The following is a 23,157-nucleotide window of genomic DNA, read 5'->3' on the forward strand; positions in this document are numbered from 1 at the left end:
GAGGAACAAGCCGAGAAGGCCCCTCACCCGGATTGCCGCACAATCCGACCTCTCCCCGTAAGAACGGGGAGAGGGAGAAGTGATCAGAGACTTCACCACATTGGTCCATGAGACCCGCCCGCTGCAGGGCAGAGGAACAGTCACATGACAAAACCCAAAGTTCTGATTTCCGACGCGCTGTCTCCCGCTGCCGTACAGATCTTCAAGGATCGCGGCGTCGAGGTCGACTTCCAGCCCAACCTCGGCAAGGACAAGGAAAAGCTCGCCGAGATCATCGGCAACTATGACGGCCTTGCGATCCGCTCGGCCACCAAGGCGACCGCCAAGATCATCGAGAAGGCGACCAAGCTCAAGGTGATCGGCCGCGCCGGCATCGGCGTCGACAATGTCGAGATTCCGGCCGCGACCGCCAAGGGCATCATCGTGATGAACACGCCGTTCGGCAATTCGATCACGACCGCCGAGCACGCCATCACCTTGATGCTGGCGCTGGCACGCGAGATCCCGCAGGCCGACGCCTCAACCCAGGCCGGCAAGTGGGAGAAGAACCGCTTCATGGGCGTCGAGATCACCGCCAAGACACTCGGGGTGATCGGCTGCGGCAATATCGGCTCGATCGTCGCCGACCGCGCGCTCGGCCTGCGCATGAAGGTGATCGCATTCGACCCGTTCCTGTCGCCGGAGCGCGCCAAGGACATCGGCGTCGAGAAGGTCGAGCTCGACGATTTGTTGAAGCGCGCCGATTTCATCACGCTGCACACGCCGCTGACCGAGAAGACCCGCAACGTGATCGATGCGGCCGCGATCGCCAAGATGAAGAAGGGCGTGCGCATCATCAACTGCGCGCGCGGCGGCCTGGTCGACGAGCAGGCACTGGTCGATGCGCTGAATTCCAAGCACGTCGCCGGCGCCGCCTTCGACGTGTTCGTCGAGGAGCCGGCGACCTCGAACGTGCTGTTCGGCCATCCCAACGTGATCTGCACCCCGCATCTCGGCGCCTCCACCACCGAGGCGCAGGAGAACGTCGCGCTGCAGGTCGCCGAGCAGATGTCGGACTATCTGTTGTCGGGCGCGATCTCGAACGCGGTCAACTTCCCCTCGATAACAGCGGAGGAGGCGCCGAAGCTGAAGCCGTTCATCGAGCTCGCCGAGAAGCTCGGCTCGTTCGCCGGCCAGCTCACCGAAAGCGGCATCCTCAAGACCACGATCACCTATGAGGGCCACGTCGCCGAGATGAAGATCAAGGCGATCACCTCGGCGGTGCTGTCCGGCCTGCTGCGGCCGATGCTGGGCGAGGTCAACGTGGTGTCGGCGCCTGTCGTCGCCAAGGAGCGCGGCATGGTGGTGGACGAGGTCGTCCGCGCCGCGCAGAGCGACTATGAAAGCCTGATCACCGTCACCGTCACCACCGAGCGCCAGGAGCGTTCGGTGTCCGGCACCGTCTATGCCGACGGCAAACCACGCCTCGTCGACATCAAGGGCATCCGCGTCGACGCCGAGTTCGGCAAGTCGATGATCTATGTCACCAACGAGGACAAGCCGGGCTTCATCGGCGCGTTCGCGAGCCTGCTCGGTGACGCCAAGATCAACATCGCGACCTTCCATCTCGGCCGCGTCAAGCAGGGCGGTGACGCCATCGCGCTGGTCGAGGTCGACGGCCCGGTGCCAGCGGAGCTGCTGGCCAGGGTGCAATCGCTGCCGCAGGTGAAGCAGGCCAAGGCGCTGACGTTCTAACTGCTCTCTCCATCGTCATGGCCGGGCTTGACCCGGCCATCCACGTCTTACTGTCACGTGGCGCAAAGACGTGGATACCCGGGTCAAGCCCGGGCATGACGAGCGGCGACAGCGTTCAAGCACGTCCAAATTCCGATCTGCGGAACATGACGCCGTCTCTGGCCCCGGAGGCGGTGTTTGCCGTTCCGGGGCGTCTGGTATTGCTGTTGCAGCGCCCAAAATATGTGTACGAAGGCGTCAAGACACGCCACTATCCGGCGATCTCAGAGGGAGAAAACAATGCGTGAAGCCGTAATCGTTTCCTACGCGCGCACCGGCCTGGCGAAGTCCGGCCGTGGCGGATTCAACATCACCCCGCCGATGTCATTGGCCGGGCACGCCATCAAGCACGCGGTCGAGCGCGCCGGCGTCGACAAGGACTATGTCGAGGATTGCTATCTCGGCAATTGCGCGCATGGCGCGCCGAACATCGGCCGTCAGGCGGCACTGCTCGCCGGCCTGCCGAAGTCGACTGCGGGTGTTTCTGTGAACCGTTTCTGCTCGTCGGGCCTGCAGACCATCGCGATGGCTGCGAACTCGATCCGTTCCGACGGCTCCGATTGCATCGTCGCCGGCGGCGTCGAGAGCATCTCGATTCCCGGCGGCGGCTCGCCGAAGGAATCGATCGATCCGGACCTGCTCAAGACCGCGCCCGCCATCTTCATGGCGATGATCGACACCGCCGACATCGTCGCCGAGCGCTACAAGGTCAGCCGTGAATACCAGGACGAGTATTCGCTAGAGTCGCAGCGCCGCATGGCGGCCGCGCAGCAGGCCAACAAGTTCAAGGACGAAATCGTCCCGATGAAGACCAAGATGAAGGTGGTCGACAAGGCGACCAAGGCCGAGTCGATCGTCGACTACGTCGTCGACCGCGACGAGTGCAACCGCCCCGAGACCACGCTGGAAGGTCTTGCCAAGCTCGAGCCGGTCAAGGGGCCGGGCAAGTTCGTCACCGCCGGCAACGCCAGCCAGCTGTCCGACGGCGCTGCTGCCGTGGTGCTGATGGAAGCCAAGGACGCCGAGAAGCGCGGCCTCAATCCGCTCGGCCGCTTCGTGGCCTGGGCCTCGGCCGGCTGTGAGCCCGACGAGATGGGCATCGGTCCGGTGTTCGCCGTGCCGAAGTTGCTGAAGCGCCACGGCCTGAAGGTCGACGACATCGATCTCTGGGAGCTCAACGAGGCCTTCGCCAGCCAGTGCCTCTATTCGCGCGACCAGCTCGGCATCGATCCAGAGAAGTACAACGTCAACGGCGGCTCGATCGCGATCGGCCATCCCTTCGGCATGACCGGCGCCCGGCTCACCGGCCACCTGCTTCAGGAAGGCCGCCGCCGCAAGGCGAAGTGGGGCGTCGTGACCATGTGCATCGGCGGTGGTCAGGGCGGCGCAGGCCTGTTCGAGATCTACAGCTGAGCGTACGGCAGTCGGCTGACTGCTCAAGATTTTGCAGCACGGCGCCTCAGGGCGCCGTGCTTTTTTGTGCCGCCTTCCGTGCATTGATGGCAAAGGAGACCTCCCGACATCGCCGCGCCATCCGGCAGCCGCGAGCGCGCCATCGTCGCGCCGCAGGGAAACCTCAATCGAACCAGTCCCATCCTCGCCGCGTCTCACCACGAGAAACGGCGCGCCTTTGAGCCGGGCGTGCCGTCGGTCTCGCGCGATGCGATGTTTCCCGGAGGGATGTGATGCGAAAGATTACGAATTGTCTTGTGACCACCAGCCTGGTGCTGGCGGGTGCGCTGGTTGCCGGGCCGCTCCACGCGGCCAATCTCGACACGGCGTCGCAGGTCGACGCCGTCACCGTCTATCCCGATGGCGCCAGCGTCACCCGCGTCATCACGCTGGATCTGCCCGCCGGCGACAACACGCTGGTCGCGAAGGATTTCCCGATGGGGCTCGATCCGTCCTCGCTCCGCGTCGAGGGCGAGGCGGGCGGCCGGCTGACGATCGGCGCCATCGACGCGCGGCCGCCGCGCCCGGTGGAGCCGTCGAACCTGCCCGAGATCGACAAGCGGATCGAGGCGCTGCGAGATCAGCGCGAGGATCTGCAGGGGATCATCGCCTCGGCCGAGGCGCGGCGCAAATTCGCCGAACATTTCGCCGAGGCCTCGCCGGTCGGGATCGGCGAGAAGGGTGAGGCGCGTCCGGTCAGCGAGTGGCGCGCCGCGTTCTCCGCGGTCGGGGACGAAGTCGCGACCGCCGACACCGCGATCCGCGACGCCGCGCGCAAGCAGCGCGACATCGACCGCGAGATCGCGCGCCTTGAAGCCGATCGCGCCGCCAAGCCGCCGAGCAAGCTCGAGGTGCGGATCGAGCTTGCCTCCGCTGCCGCGACCCGCGCGACATTGCGGGTGACCTATGCGGTGCGCAACGCCCGCTGGATGCCGCTCTACGACGCCCGTCTCGATACCGGCGCCAAGGACCGCAAGCCGGCGATCGAGCTGGTGCGCCGCGCCGAGATCACCCAGTCGACCGGCGAGGATTGGTCGAACGTGGCGCTCGTCGTCTCCACCGTGCGTGTCGCCCGCGGCGGCAACGCGCCCGACCTTAATTCGCTGATCGTGCGATATCCGCAGCCGCCGCGGCCGACGATGTCGCTGCTACCTTCGGCGAGCATGCGGTCACGCGAGGCTTTGGCGCCCGCGCCTGCGGCCGACATGGCCGATGCATTCGCCGGCAAACATGCCGAGGAGCGCGACGCCGTCGCTGAGGTCAGCGCGTTCCAGGCCACCTTCAAAATTCCCGGCCGCGTCAGCGTCGCCGCCAACGAGGGCGTCAAGAGCCTGCGTATCTCGACGGCGACGATCACACCCGATCTCGCGGTGCGCGCCGTCCCGGTGATCGATCCGACCGCGTTCCTGGAAGCGAGCTTCGTGCAGGCCGACGAGGCGCCGCTGTTGCCGGGGCAGGTCGCGATCTATCGTGATGGCATCTTTGTCGGCCGCAGCCGGATGGCGACCGCCGCCAAGGACGAGACGGTGCGGCTCGGCTTCGGCGCCGACGACAAGGTCAAGATCGAGCGCACGGTGGTGAAGCGCAATGAAGGCTCCGCCGGCCTGATCGTGACGACGTCGAAGACCGACGAGCGCGCCTTCAAGACCACGGTGCGCAACGGCCACGACTTCCCGATCAAGGTCGCGATCCAGGATCAGCTCCCGGTCAGCGAGAACGACGATATCGTGGTCGAGATGCTGCCGTCGTCGACGCCGGCAACGACAACCAACCTGCGCGACAAGCGCGGGGTGCTGGAATGGGCGTTCGAGGCCAAGGCCGGCGAAGTCCGTGACATCAATTTCGCCTGGCGGATGCGCTGGCCCAAGGACAAGGGCGTCGTGATGGTCCCGGCGGGTTGATCTGCATCGGGTGTACGACGCGACGTTCGCGAAAATTGTCGCACGAAGAAGGAGTGACGCTCCGCGGGAGGACGCCGGCAAGAGCATGATCCGGAAAAGCGTGTAGCAGTTTTCCGAAAAGATCATGCTCAAAACAAAGAGATAGAGCGGGATGATGATTCGAAGAAAAAGTCATCCCGCTCTAGAAGCCCGCGTCCTCCTCCAGCCACTGCTGATTGTCCCAGCGCGCGCGGCGGCCAACGACATATTCGCGAACATCGTCCATGAAGCGCACCTTGCTGGCGAGTGCTCCGATGAAAGCCGCCAGCGCCGCGATCCAGGGCCATAGATGCATCAGCAACGAGGCGGGTATTTGATTGGCGAATCCCGCCTGCAGCGCGCCCGCGACCAGGTAAGCCAACACGCCCCAGGCAGCGGCCAGGATCGTCGCCACGACCTCATAACTGTTTTGATGAAATCTCACCAACCGTCGCATCAAGCATAGGTAGGCAACGTAGACGATCGTGCCGAGAAGCAAGGCGGCGATTGGAGGCGGAAGCCCCCAGCTCTGGTCCCAGCCCAGGTACGCAACGAAGCCCGCGGCGATGAATGCCTCAATGTAGGTCAGGCTGGATTTTTCTCGCATGATTTGCCCCAAAGCGATTCCAGTATCGGCCGAGGCTATCATCATTGAGCGCTTCGGTAGAAGGGCAATTGCAAGACAACCTTGGGGATGGGTTGGCTTCCACAAATTCACTGTCATGCCCCGCCTTGAGCGGGGCATCCAGTACGCCGCGGCTTATCCGTTGAACTCAGACGCCTCTGGAATACTGGGTCGCCCGGTCGAGCCGGGCGACGACGCTGTTGTTGACGGCGAGAGCAACCGCTCACTTCGCCTTCAGGAAGTCGCCGACTTCGAGCAGCACGAACTCGTCGTCATCGGCCTTGTTCGGATCGCGGCTCGAGGAGAACGGCAGATTGTTGTCGTTGCCGACGATGATGTGAGTCTCGTCGACCCGATCGACGTTCTCGATGGTGAAGAACGGGAAGGTGTAGACACCGTCGTTGAGCGGCTTGCGGGCCTTCTTGTTCGGATCGCGGATCTTCATCAGGTCGATATAGGCGATCTTGCGCACCGGCTTGCCGACATTGGCGTCCGAGAGCTCGATCTTGTAGACGCGCTTGAATTTGGCCAGATCTGGGAAGCAGTTCTCGCCGCGCTGGCCTTGCGGGCAAGCCTTGTCGGCGGTGCCTTCGCCATTGTCGCGCTCGATCACGAGGCCCTGGGTCGGATCGATCATGTTGAAGTCGCCGATCGCGTTGCCGTTTTGCTCGAACACATATTGCCAATAGCGACCGGTGAACTTCTCCGCCGCGACGTCGAATTCGAGGATGCGCGAGGCTTCCTTGCCGTCGACCTTCTCCCAGTCCTTCTTGTCGGCATCCCACAGCGGCCCTTCGAGCAGGCCGTAGAGGAACTTGCCGTCCTTGGAGGAGGCAAAGCCTTCATAGCCCTTGGAGCGGCGCAGATTGACGTTGGTGTAGGAGGCGCCGGGCGCGCCGGGTGACTGCACGGCCCAGTGATCCGGCGAGCGTACCGGCTTGCCGTCGGCGACCGTCTCGAACACGGCGAGGATCTTGCCGGTCTTGTCGGCCTTGAGGATGTAGGGCCCGAACTCGTCGCCGATCCAGAAAATGTCGTTGATGATCTGGAAGCCTTCGGTGTCGAAGTCGGCACCGGTGAGATAACGCTTGGCGGTGTCCTCGTGCACGATGCGGAACGGCACCTTCTTGTCGGGATCGTGCAGGAACACGGTCTCCTGACGCTCGATCTTGCCGTTCGCCCAGTCCATCTTGTAGCGGTTCAGGTACAGCATCGAGTCCGCCGAGTTGTAGCGCGAGCCCATGCCGTTGTCGGTGATCACCCAGAACGAGCCGTCCGGCATCGCCTTGATGCCGGAATGGCCTTGCAGCGGCTGGCCCTTGAACGGCAGCGACACGCCGGTCGGCCGCTCATAGGACTTGCCCATCACGGTGCCGATGGCGTCGACGCGCTTGCCGGTCGTGTATTTGCCGGAGGTTTTCAGATCATTCGGGGCGTCGGCGGGAGCGTCGATGAAGCTCTCGGCCGGCATCACGGCGTGTCCTGCCAGCGTCGCCGGGAATTCGCCCTCGCTCTGCGCGAACGCCGGCGTGGCGAGCAGGATTGAGGCGACAGAGCACAGCAGTGACAGGCGCATGGTTGATCTCCCAAGGGATAAACGATGCGGTGTTCTCCGAGGCGCCTGTTACAGCCGGCTGACAGTTTTGTGAATCGCGGGTGTTGCGATGGGATAAGCCTTGCGGCGTTACGTCGCCTTGGCTGGTTGGCTCGTCATGCCCGGCCTTGTGCCGGGCATCCACGTTCTTGATCTTGCACATAGAAAGACGTGGATGGCCGGGACGAGCCCGGCCATGACGGAATGCGGCCAATTGCGGTGGGCTAGATCGGCCGCATCGTCTGCGGCAGCAGGAAGGGCACGCCACCTCCAGTGTAGTCGATCGTGGCGTCGATCTCGAAGATCTTACGAAGCGTGTCGGCCTGCATCGCGGCGGCGCGGTCGCCGTCGACGGCAAGCCGGCCGCGATGCAGCAGCAGGATGCGGTCGGCGAACCGCATTGCGAGATTGAGGTCGTGCAGGATCGCGATCACGGCGGTGCCGCGCGCGGCGCGCCGCCGGGCGGTCTCGACCAGGTCGATCTGATGCCGCAGATCGAGGCTCGATGTCGGCTCGTCCAGCAGCAACAGCCCCGGCCCATGCAGCGCCTCACCGCAGGCGAGCTGCACCAGCACGCGGGCGAAATGCGCGCGTTGCTGCTCGCCGCCGGACAGTGTCGGCAATTGCCTGAGCCGGAAATGCGACAGCCCGACCTCGTCCAGCGCGGCAGTGACCTGCGCCCGCGTCACCGCGCGCGGGCTTTCGCCGGCGCCCATGCTGACGATTTCCTCGACCGTGAACGGGAAGGTGACGTTGACGTGCTGCGACAGCATCGCGCGGTGCTGTGCCAGCTCGCGCGGACCGTAGGCGTTGAGGTCGCGCTGCCTGAGCCGGATCGCCCCGCGCGACGGACGGAGATCGCCCGACAGCATCCGGAGCAAGGTCGATTTGCCGGCGCCGTTCGGACCCACGATCGCGACCAACTCGCCGGCGCCGATCCGCAGCGAGACCGTATCGACCAGCGCGGCGCCGCCGACCGTTATCGATACCGACTGCGCCTCGATCAACGCGCTCACAGCGACACCAGCCCACGCTGGCGCAGCAGCATGGCAAGGAAGAACGGCGCGCCGATCGCCGCGGTCAGGATACCGATCGGCATTTCAGCGGGGGCGACGATGGTGCGCGCCACGGTGTCGGCGCCGACCAGCAGGATCGCACCGAGCAATGCGGAGGCCGGCAGCAGCAGGCGATGTCCGGGCCCGATCACCAGCCGCAACAGATGCGGCACGACGATGCCGACGAAGCCGACCACGCCGCAGACCGAGACCGCGACCCCGGTCATCGCCGACACCAGCACGATCGAGATCCGCTTCAGCCGTTCGACATCGACGCCGCTGTGGAATGCCTCGGCTTCGCCGAGCACCAGCACGTCGAGCCCGCGCGCGATCGAGAGGCAGGCAATCAGGGCAATGGCCAGCACCGGCGCCAGTGCCGTGAGCTTGGTCCAGGTCGCGCCGCTTAGCGAACCCAGCATCCAGAAGGTGATGTCGCGCAGCTGGCGGTCATCGGCGACGAAGACCAGGAGCCCGATGCCGGCATTGGCGATCGCGGCAATCGCAAGCCCGGCGAGCAGGAAGATCGCAATCGAGGTCCGGCCGCCGCGGCTGGCAATGCCATACAGCACGATGGTGGTGATCAGCGAACCGGCGAAGGCCGCGATCGGCAGCAATTGATGTTGCAGGAAGCGCAGACTGTCGCCGAGATGGCTGTCGGTGAACACGATCGCTACTGCGGCGGCAAACGCGCCGCCGGAGGAGACGCCGACCAGCGCGGGGTCGGCGAGGGGGTTGCGGAACAGGCCCTGCATGATGGTGCCTGATACGGCAAGGAGTCCGCCGACCATGGCGGCCGCTGCGATCCGCGGGATCCGGATCGACCACACCACGAGCTGGTCGCGCGCGAGCAGCGGGCTGGCCGCGCCGTCGGCCCACAGCCCGAGCGCGGCGGGAAGCCGTGCCAGTGGAATGCCGGCAGCCCCGACCGTTAGGGCGGCAAGTGCGGTCCCTGTAAGCGCTGCAAGCAGGCAGAGGAGGGTGAGTGTCGCTGCCGGCCGCAGCGACATGCCGGCGCGCCGTTGCTTCGCACGCGTGCGGCGTTCGGCCAGCACACTCATTGCCGGCAGTTCGCGGTCAGCGCCGCCGGCTTGAAGCTGGCGGCCTCCGGCGCCAGCGCCGGATAGAGCTTGACCGCGAGGTCGCGTGCCGCGGCCGCGGTGCGCGGTCCGAAGCCGAGCAAATAAAGCCCCTCCATCGAGATGAAGGCTTTGTTGGTCGCAACCGGCGTCAGTGCGAAGGCCGGATGCGCGAACACGGCATCCGACGTCAGCGAGTCCTTGCCGCGATCGATCGACAGGACGACGTCGGGTTTGGCGGCCACGATGGCCTCGTCGTTGACCGGCTTGTAGCCGTCGTAACCGTCGATCGCGTTGACGCCGCCGGCGAGCTGGATGATCTCGTCCGCGGCGGTCTTGTGACCCGCAGCCAACGCCCGACCGTTCAGGAGCGACATCACGAACATCACGCGCACCGGTTTTGTCACTTTGGCGCGCAGTGTGCGCAGTTGTGCGAGGTCGCTCTCCACCGCCGTGGCGAGGCAAGTGGCGCGCGGATCGGCGCCCATGGCGTGGCCCACCAGCCTGATCTTCTCCACCAGCCCGGCCTCTGAGAACGTCTCCGGCACCAGCACCAGCGGCACCTTGGCCGCTTCCAGCACGTCCATGGTCTCCTTCGGCCCGGAGCCTTGTACCGCAAGCACCAGCGACGGATGCAGGCCGAGCACGCCCTCCGGCGACAGCTGGCGCATATAGCCGACATCGGGCTTCTCACGCAGCACAGACGGCGGGTAGAGACTGGTCGCATCGACGCCGGCGATGCGGTCCTCGAAGCCGAGCGCGTAGAGGATCTCGGTGATCGCGCCGCCGATGGAGACGATCCGCGTGGGATCGTCGATCACGACGTCGCGGTCGCGCGCGTCGTGCACGGTAATGCCCTCGGCCGCCGCTGCGCCGATCGGCAGCAGACAGGAGAGCGCGAGCAGAGCGAGCGTGCGACAAATTGTCATCGGGACGGTCATTTGGTCAGGATCAGCTTGTTCTGCGAGGTCAGCCGCAAGCGGTAATGCTCTTCGCCATGCACGATGATGATCTCGCGCTCGGCCGAGAACAGGTCGCGGCTGTCGAGGCGATTCCCGTGCATGATGAGCGTTCTGGCCGCGTCAGACGCTGATACGGCCGGCTTTCCTGCCGCGCCGATGTTGTCTCCGGAAGTTGCCGACATGCTCGTGGTGCTGCGCCTACGAAATCTTCAAATGATGCTTGCTTGTATAAGCGGGCGAAGGCGCATTCCAACGGCTGCACTTTACAATCGATGTAAACAGCGCCGCCGCGTTCTTGACCGTTTTGTTGCCGGCTCGTAACCAATCATCACACGATGCAAGCTTGTGGCTTGCATCGCAACGTAGCCAGCAAGCCGCTCAGCGGAGCGCACGCCAGCCAAACCAGAGAAGCGATGATCGGGCTGGGGCTAGAATGGCTGACGGGGCTAGGGTTTCGCGCGCCTTGATGTTGGGTGCGTCGGTGTTTTCATTTTCGGCAGTGCTGCCGGCAAGCGGTTTGGCGCAAACCGCCGATGCTTCGGCTGCGCGTCCCGCGACCGAGCGGCCGAAGCAGGCCCAACGCAAGCCAAGGCCCGCGGCCGAACCGCAGGCGGCGGCGTCGCCTGCGATGAATGCGCGCGCGCAGATCGGCGCGGTGCCGGTGCAATCGCTCGACACCATCACGGCTGTCGCATCCAAGACCGAAGAGCGCGCGATCGACGCGCTTGCGCCGGTCAGCTCCGTCACGCTGGAGAAGATTCAGGGCCTGCAGCCGAACCGGGTCTCCGACATCTTCTATAACGTGCCCGGTGTCTCGTTCCAGGAGCGTGGCGACGATCCGGCGACCGTCGTCAACATCCGTGGTCTGCAGGACTTCGGCCGCGTCGCTGTCGTGGTCGATGGCGCGCGGCAGAACTATCAGCGCACCGGCCATAACGCCAACGGCTCGTTCTTCCTCGATCCCGAATTGATCGGCGGCGTCGATGTGGTGCGCGGCCCGACCGCGAATATCTACGGCTCCGGTGCGATCGGTGGCGTGGTCTCGTTCCGCACCAAGGATATCGACGATGTGGTGCGTCCCGGCGAACGCTGGGGCGTCGACATGTCGGGTTCCTACGGCAGCAACAAGGATCGCGGCATGGGGTCGGTGTTCGGCGGCGTGCGCGCCGATCCGAATGTCGATGTGTTCGGCGGCGCGGTCTACCGCACCCAGAGCAACTACAAGGACGGCGCGGGCACCGAGATCGGCAACACCGGCAACGATATCGCGGCCGGCCTGATGAAAGTGACGATCCGCCCGGCCGAAGGCCACGAGTTCAAGATCGGCGGCGTCTTCCAGGACTACCAGTACAATATCGGTCAGCCGAACCGCGGTCCGACCACGACGGCGGCGCCGCTGGCGGCGATCGCCGGCTCCTCGGTGTACACCTCCGATGCAAGGAACTACACGGGTACGCTGAGCTGGCGATATTCCAAGCCCGACGACATGCTGTTCGACTGGAACATCTCGGTCTACGGCAACCGCACCGACAACGACCAGGTCAAGACCTACAACAATCGCATCACCACCGGCGGCGGCGTCTGCACGCTCGCCAATCCCGGCAACAACATCTCCGGCTGCGTCGGCGACAAGCGCGGCTACTCGCTCGACACCGTCGGCCTCGACGTCAACAATACCTCGCGCTTCAACTTCGGCGACTGGCGCAACGCCGTGACCTACGGCTTCGACGCCTTCCGCGACGACGTCGAGACCTTCGATTCGCGCGGCAACTCCAACATCACGACGCCCGGCGGCCAGCGCACGGTGTCCGGCGGCTTCGTGCAGTTGAAGCAGAACTATTCGAGCTGGCTCGAGCTCGTCAGTGCGGTCCGCTACGATCGCTACGAGCTCACCTCGATCAACACCACGACCAGCGGCGACCGGCTGTCGCCGAAGGTCACGGTCGGCGTCACCCCGGTGGCCGGCTTCACGCCCTATGTGAGCTATGCCGAAGGCTATCGCGCGCCGTCGATCACCGAGACCCTGATCGCGGGCGGCCACGCCACCGGCGGCGGGCCGGCGCTGTTCAGCTGCCCCGACGGCACCAGCGGCCTGTTCTGCTTCCTGCCCAATGCGGCGCTGCGGCCCGAAGTCGGCAAGAACAAGGAAGCCGGCATCAACCTGAAGTATGACGGCATCTTCACCGCGAGCGACTCGTTCCGCGGCAAGATCAACGTGTTCCACAATGATGTCGACGGCTATATCGACCTTGTCGCGTCGACGCCGACCACGACGCCGTTCGGACGCTTCAGCCAGTTCTACCAGTACCAGAACATCGCCCACGCCCGCATCGAGGGTTTTGAGCTCGAGACGATGTATGACGCGGGCGACTGGTTCGTGGGTGTCGCCGGCCATCTGATGCGCGGCCGGAACACCGCGACCAATGTCGGGCTCGCCACCATTACGCCGCGCAAGGTGACGACGACGGGCGGCGTCCGCCTGCTCGACCGCACGCTGATCATTGCCGCGCAATGGTCCTCGTTCGGCGCCAACAACGATTTGCCGGCGGGCTATCTGCCCTCGACCGGCTACGAGCTGGTCAACCTCTATCTGACCTGGAACGCCACCAAGGACATCACCTTCACGGCGTCGGTCGACAATCTTTTGAACCAGTACTACCGGCCCTATGCGATCCCGGGCTCCTCGAGCGATGGCACGACGCAGAACGACGTGCTGTTCTCGAGCCCCGGTCCGGGCACCGTCTACAAGGCCGGGCTGAAGATTCACCTAGGTGGAGCGTAACGCGACGGGCCGATCATTCCATCCAGGTTGCTCCGGCCGCGCTGGTGCCCCCAGCGCGGCCTTGGCCTATTCATGATATCAACGAGATCAACCGGCAGGATCGCCCGCGGGCATCCGCCGTACAACAGGAGAAGGCTTTCATGTTCATCGCAATGAACCGGTTTCAGGTGATCAAGGGCAAGGAACAGGCGTTCGAGACGGTCTGGAAGACCCGCGAATCCTACCTCGGCGATCTGCCTGGATTCATCGAGTTTCACTTGGTGAAAGGCCCCGAGGCCGAGGACCACACGCTCTATGCGACCCACACCGTGTGGGCCAGCAAGGCGGCGTTCGAGGACTGGACCAAGTCCGATGCATTCCGTCGCGCCCATTCCCGCGCCGGCAACGAGACCGGCGGCAGCCTCTATCTCGGCCATCCCAGATTCGAAGGTTTTGAGGTGCTGATCACCGAGCGCGCCAAGAGCCCGGCGTGACGGAGGCGACCGTGCAGAATGCGGGGCTTGCCGGGTTGAAGGCCTACATGGCCGACAATCCGGGCGCTGTGATCGAGGACGTCGCGCGCGAGCGCAACGTCACACCGCGTGCGGTGCTCGAGGCGTTACCCGACAGCATGGTGCGGATCGGGGCCGGCGAGTTCGCCGCCGCGATGCAGGACATCGCGGAATGGGGCGAGGTGACGCTGATCGTCCACACCGATGATGCGATCTTCGAATTCACCGGCGCCATTCCTAAAGGCGAAGTGGGCCGCGGCTATTTCAACCTGATGCAGCCGAAGGGTCTGCACGGCCACCTCAGGCATGAGCGCTGTGCGGCGATCACGTTCGTCGAGCGGCCCTTCATGGGCAAGGTGTCGGCCTTCATTGCCTTCATCAATCTCGACGGCGGCATCATGTTCAAGGTGTTCGTCGGCCGCGACGAGACGCGCGCGCTGCACGGCGATCAGCTGGCGCGCTTCCATGCGCTGGCGGACCGCCTCACACCGAAAGCAGGCTGAGACCGACGAAGGACGGGAGGCGACCATGTCGCATCGCTGGTTTGGGCGAAGCATCTGGATGGCGGCATCTGCCGCGCTCGGCATGCTGCCGGGCGCGAGCTGTGCCGCGGCCGACGCCGCGCTGCTGCCGCGCAATCTCTCGCCTTGGGGCATGTTCGAGAGCGCCGACATCGTCGTGAAGGCGGTGATGATTGGGCTCGCCTTCGCCTCGCTCGTCACCTGGACGGTCTGGCTCGCCAAGACCATCGAGATCCGCCGCAAGACGACGCTAGCAAGGCAGCGGATCGGGCTGCTGGAGCGCGACACGCAGCTTGCCGAGGTCGAGCAGGCCAGCCGCGACGGCAGCGATGCCGTTGCACAGATCGTGCAGTCGGCCTCGCGCGAGGCCGCGCTGTCCGGCGGCATGTTCGACGACGGCTTCAAGGAGCGCATCGCGCTGCGGCTGGAGCGGGTCGAGGCGGCGATGTCGCGGCAGATCGCGCGCGGCACCGGCGTGCTCGCCACCATCGGTGCCACCGCGCCGTTCGTCGGCCTGTTCGGCACGGTGTGGGGCATCATGAATGCCTTCATCGGCATCTCCGAGGCCCACACCACCAATCTCGCGGTGGTCGCGCCGGGTATTGCAGAGGCACTGCTTGCGACCGCGCTCGGCCTGGTGGCCGCCATCCCGGCGGTCGTGATCTACAATCATTTGACCCGTTCGATCGCGGCCTACCGTGCGCTGCTTGGCGACGCCTCCGTCATGGTGATGCTGCTGGTCAGCCGCGAGGGCGATCGCAGCCTGTTCCGGCTGGCGCGCGCCGCGGAGTAGGCGATGGGTGCGAAGCTTGGCACTGGCGGCGCGTTCGGCGGCCGGCGTCGCAGCGACGACGACCTAGTCGAGGCGCATGAGATCAACGTCACGCCGTTTATCGACGTCATGTTGGTGCTGCTGATCATCTTCATGGTGGCGGCGCCGCTCGCGACCGTCGATCTCGGCGTCGACCTGCCGGCCTCGACCGCCGAGCCGCAGCCGCGGCCCGACAAGCCGGTGTTCGTCACGGTGAAGCCCGACCTCTCGGTCGCCGTCGGCGAGGATGTGGTCGCGCGTGATGTGCTGGCCGCGACCCTCGATGGCGCGACGCAAGGCAAGAAGGACGAACGCATCTTTCTGCGCGCCGACAAGGCCGTCAGCTATGGCGACCTGATGGAGGTGATGAACCTGTTGCGCAATGCCGGCTATCTCAAGATCGCGCTGGTCGGCCTCGACGGACGCAGCTGATTTCGATGAACGTGTATGCGCTCCATGATGCGGGCGACGATATCAAGCTGAGGCGTTGGGGCCTGGCGGCGGCGGCGATCCTGGCCGCGCATGCGGCGCTGCTGGCGCTCGGCATCACCTGGGTCTCGACACCGCCGCCGGGTGTCGCGGTGCCGGCCGTGCTGGTCGACCTGACGCCGATCACCTCGGCGCCGGCGATTTCCGAGACCGAGCTGCCGCCGGGCCCGGCGATGCAGGAGGCCGACGCCTCGCCGCCGGAGCCTGCCGCCGCGCAGGCTGTGCAACAGGAGATCGCGCCGACGCCGCTGCAGGAGAAGCCCGAGGTGACAGCGCCGCCGGAGCAGAAGCAGCAGGCTACGCCGCCGAAGCCCGAGCCCACAGAGGTCGTTCCGGAGCGGAAGCCCGAACCCATCAAGCCGAAGGTAGTTCGCCGGGAAGCAAAGAAGCCGTCCGAGGCGACACCGGCACCGCGCACCAGCGCGCCGAGCCGGGCCGAGCGTCAGGCGCCGGCGGCATCCGCGATCAGCGCTGGCGCAGCAGCGTCGGCGATCGCGGCCTACAATTCACGCGTTCGCGCGCATCTGCTGCGCTTCCACTCCTATCCGGCCGGCGGCAACGGCCAGCGCGGCGTGGTCCGCCTGGTGTTCACGCTCGGCCGCGGCGGGCAGGTGCTGTCGAGCCATCTCGGCGGCTCCTCCGGCAATCCGACCTTCGACGCGCGAGCGCTGGCGATGGTGCGCCAGGCCCAGCCGTTTCCGGCGTTTCCACCCGAGATGCCGCAGGGCTCGATGGGATTTAGCGTGCCGGTCGCGTTCGTGCCAAGGTAGTACCAAGCCTCATTGACCTAGGCCGCACTTCTTTTCCCGTCATCCTGAGGTGCGAGCGGAGCGAGCCTCGAAGGATGAATCGGCCACAGTGGGGCTGTGCATCCTTCGAGGCTCGCCGAAGAGGCTCGCACCTCAGGATGATGGGAAGAGATTGAGTGCGCTTCCATACGCCGGAAGCCCTGCTACTCCTTCACCGCCCCGGTCAGCGACGACACGTAGTAGTCGACGAACAGTGAGTAGAACAGCGCGACCGGCAGCGAGCCGAGCAGGGAGCCGGCCATCAGCGCGCCCCACTGGTAGACGTCGCCGGTGATGAGCTCGGTCAGGATCGCGACCGGCACGGTCTTGTTGGCGCCGCTCTGGATGAAGGCGAGCGCGTAGATGAACTCGTTCCAGGACAGCGTGAAGGAGAAGATGCCGGCCGAGATCAGGCCAGGCACCGCGAGCGGCAAGGTGATCCGCCACAGGATCTGCAGCCGCGTCGCACCGTCGACCAGCGCGCATTCCTCGAGCTCATAGGGGATCGACTTGAAATAGCCGATCAGCAGCCAGGTGCAGAACGGCACCAGGAAGGTCGGATAGACCAGGATCAGCGCCAAGGGTGAATCGAACAGGCCGAACTGCACGATCACGGTGGCGAGCGGAATGAACAGGATCGACGGCGGCACCAGATAGGCGAGGTAGATGCCGAGCCCGACATAGGGGCTGCCGCGGAAGCGCAGCCGCTCGATCGCGTAGGCCGCGAGCGTCGAAGCAAACAGCGACAGGAAGGTCGAGCCGATCGCGACCAGCATGGTGGTCTTCAGCCAGCGCGGATACGAGGTGTCGAACAACAGATGCTTGACATGCGCGAGCGTCGGCGAGGTGATCCAGAACGGATTGTGCTCCTTGTAATTCAGCAGCTCCGCATTCGGTTTGAACGACGTGATCGCCATCCAGTAGAACGGGAACAGCAGGATCAGGATGAAGCAGGCGAGCGGCAGATAGATCATCACCACGCGCCGGGCGCCGGAGTCCCACGACATCGGGTCCGGTGCGGCGCGCGCGACGTTCGAGGCTGCGACGTCAGTCATTGGCTTCTCCCTGCTGCCATTTGCGCCGCGCGAGGCCGAAATAGCTGAATAACGTCGCGAACACGAGGAACGGGATCATCGAGACCGCGATCGCAGCGCCCTCGCCGAGTTCGCCGCCGGCGATGCCGCGCTGGAACGCCAGCGTCGCGAGCAAATGGGTCGAGTTGACCGGGCCGCCGCGGGTGATGGCGTAAACGAGCTGGAAATCGGTGAAGGTGAAGATGATCGAGAACGTCATCACGATCGCCAGAATCGGCATCATCATCGGGAAGGTGATGTAGCGGAAGCGCTGCCAGGAGGTCGCGCCATCGAGCATCGCCGCCTCATAGAGCGAGGGCGAGATGGTCTGCAGGCCGGCCAGGAGCGAGATCGCGACGAACGGGATGCCGCGCCAGATGTTCGCCGCGATCAGCGAGAACCGCGCCGGCCAGGGCGAGCCGAGGAAGTCGACATTGCTGTCGCGCAGGTGCAGCACGTCGACCAGGAGATAGGAGATGATCGAGAATTGCGGATCGTAGATCCACCAGAAGGCCAGTGCGGAGAGCACCGTCGGCACGATCCACGGCAGCAGCACGATCGCGCGGATCAGGCTCTTGAACGGAAAATGGTTGTTGAGCAGCAGCGCCAGCCAGAAGCCGAGCGCGAACTTTCCGAAGGTCGCGACCGCGGTATAGAAGATCGAATAGAACACCGCGTTCCACCACAGCGGGTCCTTGAGCAGGTACTGGAAGTTCTCGAGCCCGATATAGATGCCGCGCTGGCCGATCGTGGTGTCGGTGAAGGCGAGCCAGATGCCGAGGCCGAGCGGATAGGTGAGGAACACCAGCAGCAGGCCGATCGCGGGCGCCAGGCACATCACGATCAGGAACGGCTTGTAGTCGAACACCTGCGCGAGCCAGCCCGGCTGGCGCAGCGCTTGTCCGCGTGGAGGGAGTGTCGTTACAGACATTGAATGCTCGTCCGCTGCCGTCATTGCGAGGAGCGAAGCGACGAAGCAATCCATTCCCCTCGTGGTGCTATGGATTGCTTCGCTTCGCTCGCAATGACGGTTGGTCCAGATCTACGGTTCAATGCCCGCCGTTACCGATTCTGCCGCCGGAAGTACCGCTTCGCCCGCTGCTCGGCTTCCGCGGCGGCGGCTTCCGGCGTTGCCGCATCGGTCGCGACCGAGGCGCACATCTGCACCAGCACATAGTCGGCAGTGACGGCGCCGGTCGCGGTAGAGATCGGCCCTTTGTAGCCGTTGTAATAGGGGCTCTTCATCGTGTTCCTGAAGATCGCGACCTTGGGATCGCCTGACCACACTGCCGCGTCGGCGTAGGCCGCGAGCGGCTGCGACCAGTAGCCGGAGTTGGCGTTGAGCCAGGGCTCGTACTGCTCCTTCTCCAGCATGAATTGCAGGAACGCCTTCGCCGCGTTGGGATAGGGGCTGTGCTTGAACACCATCGCATTCAGGGTCAGGCCCGACATCGGCGAGGTCGATGCCAGTCCCTTGGGCAGCAACTGATGTTCGGTATCGTCGGCGATCGCCTTGGTCGCTGGATCGTTCTTCAGCGAGAAGTACAGCGAGACGCCGTTGGCCGTGAGGCCTATCTCCTGCGAGGAGTAGGCGCGGTTGTTGGAGACGTCGTTCCAGGATGGCGTGCCGGCGATGAAGGTCGGATAGAGCTCCTTTAGATATTTCAGCGCGGCGATCGTCTCCTTGCTGTTGACAATGATGTTGCCTTCCTCATCCAGCAGCGCGGCGTTGTGCGACCACAACAGCCAGTTGGCGAAGCCGTTGCCGTCGCCAACGGCGTTGCCGAGCGCAAAGCCCGCCGGCTTGCCGGCCGCCTTCAGCTTCTTGCAGAGTTCGAGGATGCCGGCGTGGTCCTCCGGCACCTTGTCGTAGCCGGCGGCATTGACCAGCGACTTGCGGTAGACTAGCGGGCCGCCCGAGGCGCCGAACGGCAGGCCGATCCAGCTCTTCGACTTCGAGCGCATGCCGTAGCGCTGTGCGAGCGCCAGCCATCCGCCGTAGCGCTTGTCGAGATAGTCGGCGACGTCGGTCAGTTCGATCAGCTTGTCGATATAGATGTGCGGCGCGTCGCCGAAGCCGATGATGATGTCGGGGCCGGCGCCGGAGTTCGAGGTCACCGCGGTCTGCTGATTGATGTCTTCCCAGCCGACGAAGTCGACTTTGACCTCGACGCCGGTCTTGTCGGTAAAGCGCTTGGCATTGGCGCGGAACACGTCTTCGTCGGCCTGGACGAAGCGCACCGGCCGCAGCATGCGCAAGGTCGCGCCCTTTTCGATCGGCAGTGACGGCGCTGCCACGTCGGCAGCCTTGACCTTCGACGCTTCCTGCGCCGGAGCGCCAGTGACTGCCAGTGCCGCCGCGGAAGCTCCCAGCGCCAGCGCGTCGCGACGCGTGACCTCGTACTTCATGTCGTTCGCACTCCCTGCTTTTATTGTTCCTTCCCGGCGTTGGCCGCCGGTGAAGGGCCTTGTTGTCACGACGCCTACCGCGCGAACGGCTCGAATCGTCGGTGAGGCGAGCCTTCGCGCGAAGCGCGTCGCCCGCCTAGCTGTTCGGACCGCGATCCATGCTGACGGGCTGCCAGCGGCGCAGCGCGGTGTCTTGCAGCACCGACGGGTTGACACAGCTTACCGGCCACATGCCTTGTAGCACTAGTGACAATTCGTAGCCGACCCGGCGCTTGCGCGCCTCGTCAAAACGTGCCGATGCCGAGGCGACATGGGCGGTCAAGGTAACATTGTCCATCCCGAGCATCGGATTGTTGTGCGACGGCGGCTCCTTCTCCAGCACGTCGAGCGCGGCGTGGGCGATCCAGCCCTCCTGCAACGCCTTGATCAGCGCTTCCTCGTCCACCGTGGCGCCGCGCCCGGTGTTGATGAAGACAGCCGACTTTTTCATCTGGCGAAAGTGCTTCTCGGTCAGCATGTGATGCACCTCGGGCCGCGCCGGTGCATGCATCGAGACGAAATCCGACTGCGACAGCACCTCCGACAAGGTCGAGGGAATCACGCCGTGGTCGTACATCAGCGTTTCCTGGATGAAGGGATCGTAGGCCACCATCCGGAGGCCGAACGGCGCGGCGCGCTTGGCCACCGCGCGGGCGACGCGGCCGAACGAGATGAAGCCGAGCGTCTGGCCCATCAGCCGCGGAATCTTCAAGAGCGCCGGGCGACCCTCGGCCCAGCGGCCGCTGCGCACCATCTTGTCCTGCTCGATCAGGCGGCGGAAGCCTGCGAGCAGCAGCATCATGGCGTGGTCGGCGACCTCCTCGATGAAGGTGTCCGGGATGTTGGTGACGGGGATGCCGCGGGCGGTCGCGGCCTTGACGTCGACCGAGTCGACGCCGACGCTGCCGAGCGTGATCACCTTGCAGTTCTCCAGCGCATCGATCACCGCTTTGGTGATCGGCATGCCCTTGGCGTAGATCGCGTCCGCGGTGCGTGCGGCGGCGATGAATTCGGCTTCGTTGGCCGGCGCCTCGACGATCTCGGCGCCGATCGGATCGAGCGCCTCGCGCTCATAATCGTAGCCGCCGCCGGCGACCGTGAAGCTCGCGCCCTTCGGCGTCACCACCCTGAATTTCGACATTGTCTGCTCCCGATGTGAGGTCTTCTGTTCTTGCTTCTTGCTAGGTTGCTTCTTGATGTTCTTGTTTCCCGGAGCGCGGCTTGCATCGCCGCTGTCCCTACTTCTACGCGAGCGGCGCTGTTCTCTCCACAATTGCCGGTTGGTCCGCTGCCCGATTCTCCGGGCTTCTACGGGGAACCTCCGTAACCATCAGGTAAAGGGTCTCACATTACGGTGAGCGGAATCAATCCGCCAATCGCGTCGCGTTCCCCGCCTCTTCTGGAGATCCCCGTGAAGCTGTCAAATCTGAAGATCACCCCCAAGCTCGGCATTCTGGTGGGGGTGACCCTCCTTGGTCTGTGCACGGCCGGCATCCTCGCCGGTCACTTGATGCAGCGTGAGATGACAAATGCTCGCATCGACCAGGCCAAGGCCATCGTCGAGATGGCGAAGAACATGGCGGCGGGCCTGAAGAAGGAAGTCGACGCCGGCAAGATGACCAAGGAGGCCGCGCTGGCCGAGTTCGGCAAGCGCGCCAACGCCATGACCTACGACAACGGCGCCGGCTATCTGTTCGGCACCGACTACAACGGCATCACGGTGCTGGCGCCCGATCCGAAGCAGGTCGGAACCAATCGCATGGATGTCGTGACCAATGGTCGCAAGCTCTCGCAGGAACTGATGGACGGCGTGAAGGCCAAGGGCGAGATCCTGCTGTTCTATGATTATGTGAAGCCCGGCCAGGAGACGCCGATCCACAAGCTCGGCTATGCCGTCGCGGTCCCCGGCTTCGACATGTATCTCGGCACCGGCGCCTATCTCGAGGACATCGACGCCAAGATGCGGCCGATCGCGTGGCTGCTCGGCCTTGCGATCCTCGGCATCGGCATCATCTCCGGCTCGGTCGCCTGGCTGATCGGCCGCAGCATCTCCCGGCCGCTCAACCTGCTGGGCTCCCGCATGCGCGACATCGCCGACGGCAAACTCGACGGCGACATCCCGGGCGTCGGCCGCGGCGACGAGGTCGGCGGCATGGCGGCGACCGTGCAGATCTTCAAGGATAATGCAATCCGTATCCGTGGCCTCGAACAGGCCGAGGCCGAGACGCAGGCGCGCGCCACCGCCGAGCGCCGCAGCGCGATGCAAGGCCTTGCCAGCGATTTCGAGCGCAGCGTGAACGGCATCGTCCGCACGGTGGCCTCCGCCGCCGCCGGTATGCAGACCACGGCGCAGTCGATGACCGCAACCGCCAGCGACGCCAGCGCGCGGGCCGCCACCGTGGGTGCTGCCTCCGACTCTGCCTCCAACAATGTCGGCACCGTCGCCGCAGCGGCCGAAGAGCTCTCGAGCTCAGTTGCGGAGATCTCCCGCCAGGTGGCTCGCTCCAGCGAGGTCGCAAGCAAGGCGGTGGCCGATGCCGAGCGCACCAACGCGACCGTGCAGGCACTCTCTACCGGCGCCGAGAAGATCGGCGAGGTGGTCAAGCTGATCCACTCGATCGCCGCCCAGACCAACCTGCTGGCGCTCAACGCCACCATCGAGGCAGCGCGCGCCGGCGAATCCGGCCGCGGCTTCGCGGTGGTCGCCTCCGAGGTGAAGGCGCTGGCCAACCAGACCGCGAAGGCGACCGAGGAGATCTCGGCGCAGGTCGCTGCGATGCAGGCCTCCACCGGCGAGGCGGTGACCTCGATCGGCGGTATCACCGCAACCATCGCGCAGATGAGCGAGATCACGGCCTCGATCTCGACCGCAATCGACCAGCAGGGCGATGCGACGCGGGAAATTGCGCGCAACATTCAGCAGGTCGCGGCCGGCTCCAGCGAGATCTCCGCCCATATCGGCGGCGTCACCACCGCGGCCGCCGCCACCGGTACCGCGGCGGGCGACGTGCTGTCGAATGCGCGCGAGCTCGACACCCAATCGGGCATGTTGCGCAACGCGGTCGACGAGTTCCTGCAGAAGGTGCGTGCGGCGTAACGGATCGCGTAGGGTGGGTTAGCTAGCGAAGCGCAACCCACCCAGCGCATTCCACGTCTGTGCACCCCGTCATCCCCGCGCAAAGGCGAAGCCTTTGCGCGGGGATGACGGAATTAGCAGGCTTCGCAGGGGCGCACTGCCAAAATATCGAAAACAACCCCATGCAAAGTAGCTGGTCGCGGCCGGCGCGCTCGACCAGGC

The 23,157-nt window shown here is 65.1% G+C and carries 22 protein-coding genes; 12 read left to right on the plus strand and 10 right to left on the minus strand.

Annotation, left to right across the window (positions count from 1 at the left end):
- Positions 1 to 144: 144 nt before the first annotated feature.
- The 4 genes from serA to Q0030_RS38320 all read left to right on the plus strand — a co-directional run bounded on the left by serA (position 145) and on the right by Q0030_RS38320 (position 5,126).
- Positions 145 to 1,734: a phosphoglycerate dehydrogenase gene (serA, locus tag Q0030_RS38305; RefSeq protein WP_298379619.1), complete on the plus strand. Its 1,590-nt coding sequence runs from the start codon at positions 145 to 147 to the stop codon at positions 1,732 to 1,734.
- 95 nt (positions 1,735 to 1,829) lie between these two features.
- Positions 1,830 to 2,021 carry a hypothetical protein gene (locus tag Q0030_RS38310; RefSeq protein ID WP_298379621.1) on the plus strand — a complete coding sequence of 64 codons (192 nt, stop codon included), beginning with the start codon at positions 1,830 to 1,832 and terminating at the stop codon, positions 2,019 to 2,021.
- The gene (locus tag Q0030_RS38315; protein ID WP_298379624.1) at positions 2,014 to 3,186 is read left to right on the plus strand and encodes an acetyl-CoA C-acyltransferase; all 1,173 of its coding nucleotides are present in this window, start codon (positions 2,014 to 2,016) and stop codon (positions 3,184 to 3,186) included. The genes Q0030_RS38310 and Q0030_RS38315 overlap by 8 nt, the downstream gene beginning before the upstream one ends.
- A 272-nt stretch (positions 3,187 to 3,458) precedes the next feature.
- Positions 3,459 to 5,126 (plus strand): mucoidy inhibitor MuiA family protein, encoded by a 1,668-nt coding sequence (locus Q0030_RS38320; RefSeq protein WP_298379627.1) that lies wholly within the window; start codon positions 3,459 to 3,461, stop codon positions 5,124 to 5,126.
- Between the two features lie 181 nt (positions 5,127 to 5,307).
- On the opposite strand, the gene Q0030_RS38325 is transcribed toward Q0030_RS38320, so the two are convergent.
- The 6 genes from Q0030_RS38325 to Q0030_RS38350 form a co-directional block, all read right to left on the minus strand.
- The gene (locus Q0030_RS38325) at positions 5,308 to 5,796 is read right to left on the minus strand and encodes a hypothetical protein (RefSeq protein ID WP_298379629.1); all 489 of its coding nucleotides are present in this window, start codon (positions 5,794 to 5,796) and stop codon (positions 5,308 to 5,310) included.
- A gap of 196 nt (positions 5,797 to 5,992) precedes the next feature.
- Positions 5,993 to 7,345: an esterase-like activity of phytase family protein gene (locus tag Q0030_RS38330; RefSeq protein ID WP_298379631.1), complete on the minus strand. Its 1,353-nt coding sequence runs from the start codon at positions 7,343 to 7,345 to the stop codon at positions 5,993 to 5,995.
- Between the two features lie 242 nt (positions 7,346 to 7,587).
- Positions 7,588 to 8,379 carry a heme ABC transporter ATP-binding protein gene (locus tag Q0030_RS38335; RefSeq protein ID WP_298379634.1) on the minus strand — a complete coding sequence of 264 codons (792 nt, stop codon included), beginning with the start codon at positions 8,377 to 8,379 and terminating at the stop codon, positions 7,588 to 7,590.
- Positions 8,376 to 9,476, minus strand: coding sequence for an iron ABC transporter permease (locus Q0030_RS38340; RefSeq protein WP_298379637.1), 1,101 nt, complete (start codon positions 9,474 to 9,476; stop codon positions 8,376 to 8,378). Before Q0030_RS38340 ends, Q0030_RS38335 begins: the two co-directional genes overlap by 4 nt.
- The gene (locus Q0030_RS38345; RefSeq protein WP_298379640.1) at positions 9,473 to 10,423 is read right to left on the minus strand and encodes a hemin ABC transporter substrate-binding protein; all 951 of its coding nucleotides are present in this window, start codon (positions 10,421 to 10,423) and stop codon (positions 9,473 to 9,475) included. The genes Q0030_RS38340 and Q0030_RS38345 overlap by 4 nt, the downstream gene beginning before the upstream one ends.
- Positions 10,424 to 10,431: 8 nt before the next feature.
- The gene (locus Q0030_RS38350; protein ID WP_298379643.1) at positions 10,432 to 10,638 is read right to left on the minus strand and encodes a hemin uptake protein HemP; all 207 of its coding nucleotides are present in this window, start codon (positions 10,636 to 10,638) and stop codon (positions 10,432 to 10,434) included.
- Between Q0030_RS38350 and Q0030_RS38355 the strand changes: the two genes are divergently transcribed.
- The 7 genes from Q0030_RS38355 to Q0030_RS38385 all read left to right on the plus strand — a co-directional run bounded on the left by Q0030_RS38355 (position 10,556) and on the right by Q0030_RS38385 (position 16,320).
- Positions 10,556 to 10,777, plus strand: a complete 222-nt coding sequence (locus Q0030_RS38355; RefSeq protein WP_298379723.1) for a hypothetical protein — start codon at positions 10,556 to 10,558, stop codon at positions 10,775 to 10,777. The genes Q0030_RS38350 and Q0030_RS38355 overlap by 83 nt on opposite strands.
- A gap of 112 nt (positions 10,778 to 10,889) precedes the next feature.
- On the plus strand, positions 10,890 to 13,238 hold the full coding sequence (locus Q0030_RS38360; RefSeq protein ID WP_298379646.1) for a TonB-dependent hemoglobin/transferrin/lactoferrin family receptor: 2,349 nt from the start codon (positions 10,890 to 10,892) through the stop codon (positions 13,236 to 13,238).
- Positions 13,239 to 13,378: 140 nt separating this feature from the next.
- The gene (locus tag Q0030_RS38365) at positions 13,379 to 13,711 is read left to right on the plus strand and encodes an antibiotic biosynthesis monooxygenase (protein ID WP_097673166.1); all 333 of its coding nucleotides are present in this window, start codon (positions 13,379 to 13,381) and stop codon (positions 13,709 to 13,711) included.
- Between the two features lie 11 nt (positions 13,712 to 13,722).
- Positions 13,723 to 14,232 (plus strand): heme utilization cystosolic carrier protein HutX, encoded by a 510-nt coding sequence (hutX, locus tag Q0030_RS38370; protein ID WP_298379715.1) that lies wholly within the window; start codon positions 13,723 to 13,725, stop codon positions 14,230 to 14,232.
- A gap of 58 nt (positions 14,233 to 14,290) precedes the next feature.
- Complete coding sequence (gene exbB / locus Q0030_RS38375) at positions 14,291 to 15,043, plus strand: tonB-system energizer ExbB (protein WP_298379717.1); 753 nt, start codon at positions 14,291 to 14,293, stop codon at positions 15,041 to 15,043.
- A 3-nt stretch (positions 15,044 to 15,046) separates the two neighbouring features.
- Complete coding sequence (gene exbD / locus Q0030_RS38380; protein WP_298379650.1) at positions 15,047 to 15,493, plus strand: TonB system transport protein ExbD; 447 nt, start codon at positions 15,047 to 15,049, stop codon at positions 15,491 to 15,493.
- Between the two features lie 5 nt (positions 15,494 to 15,498).
- Positions 15,499 to 16,320: a TonB family protein gene (locus Q0030_RS38385; RefSeq protein WP_298379653.1), complete on the plus strand. Its 822-nt coding sequence runs from the start codon at positions 15,499 to 15,501 to the stop codon at positions 16,318 to 16,320.
- A gap of 182 nt (positions 16,321 to 16,502) precedes the next feature.
- Here the strand turns inward: Q0030_RS38385 and Q0030_RS38390 are convergent, their stop codons facing one another.
- The 4 genes from Q0030_RS38390 to Q0030_RS38405 all read right to left on the minus strand — a co-directional run bounded on the left by Q0030_RS38390 (position 16,503) and on the right by Q0030_RS38405 (position 21,000).
- Positions 16,503 to 17,345 carry a carbohydrate ABC transporter permease gene (locus tag Q0030_RS38390; RefSeq protein WP_298379720.1) on the minus strand — a complete coding sequence of 281 codons (843 nt, stop codon included), beginning with the start codon at positions 17,343 to 17,345 and terminating at the stop codon, positions 16,503 to 16,505.
- A 40-nt stretch (positions 17,346 to 17,385) separates the two neighbouring features.
- A complete protein-coding gene (locus Q0030_RS38395; protein ID WP_298379656.1) occupies positions 17,386 to 18,342 on the minus strand; it encodes a sugar ABC transporter permease in 957 nt (318 codons plus the stop codon).
- A gap of 131 nt (positions 18,343 to 18,473) precedes the next feature.
- Positions 18,474 to 19,820: an extracellular solute-binding protein gene (locus Q0030_RS38400; protein WP_298379659.1), complete on the minus strand. Its 1,347-nt coding sequence runs from the start codon at positions 19,818 to 19,820 to the stop codon at positions 18,474 to 18,476.
- Between the two features lie 136 nt (positions 19,821 to 19,956).
- The gene (locus Q0030_RS38405) at positions 19,957 to 21,000 is read right to left on the minus strand and encodes a C-terminal binding protein (RefSeq protein ID WP_298379662.1); all 1,044 of its coding nucleotides are present in this window, start codon (positions 20,998 to 21,000) and stop codon (positions 19,957 to 19,959) included.
- Between the two features lie 270 nt (positions 21,001 to 21,270).
- Here Q0030_RS38405 and Q0030_RS38410 point away from each other — a divergent pair, with 270 nt between their 5' ends.
- Entirely contained in the window at positions 21,271 to 22,956 is a 1,686-nt protein-coding gene (locus tag Q0030_RS38410; protein ID WP_298379665.1) for a methyl-accepting chemotaxis protein, read from the plus strand.
- The last annotated feature ends 201 nt before the right edge of the window (positions 22,957 to 23,157 follow it).

Source organism: uncultured Bradyrhizobium sp. (assembly GCF_947648125.1).
Lineage (GTDB): Bacteria > Pseudomonadota > Alphaproteobacteria > Rhizobiales > Xanthobacteraceae > Bradyrhizobium.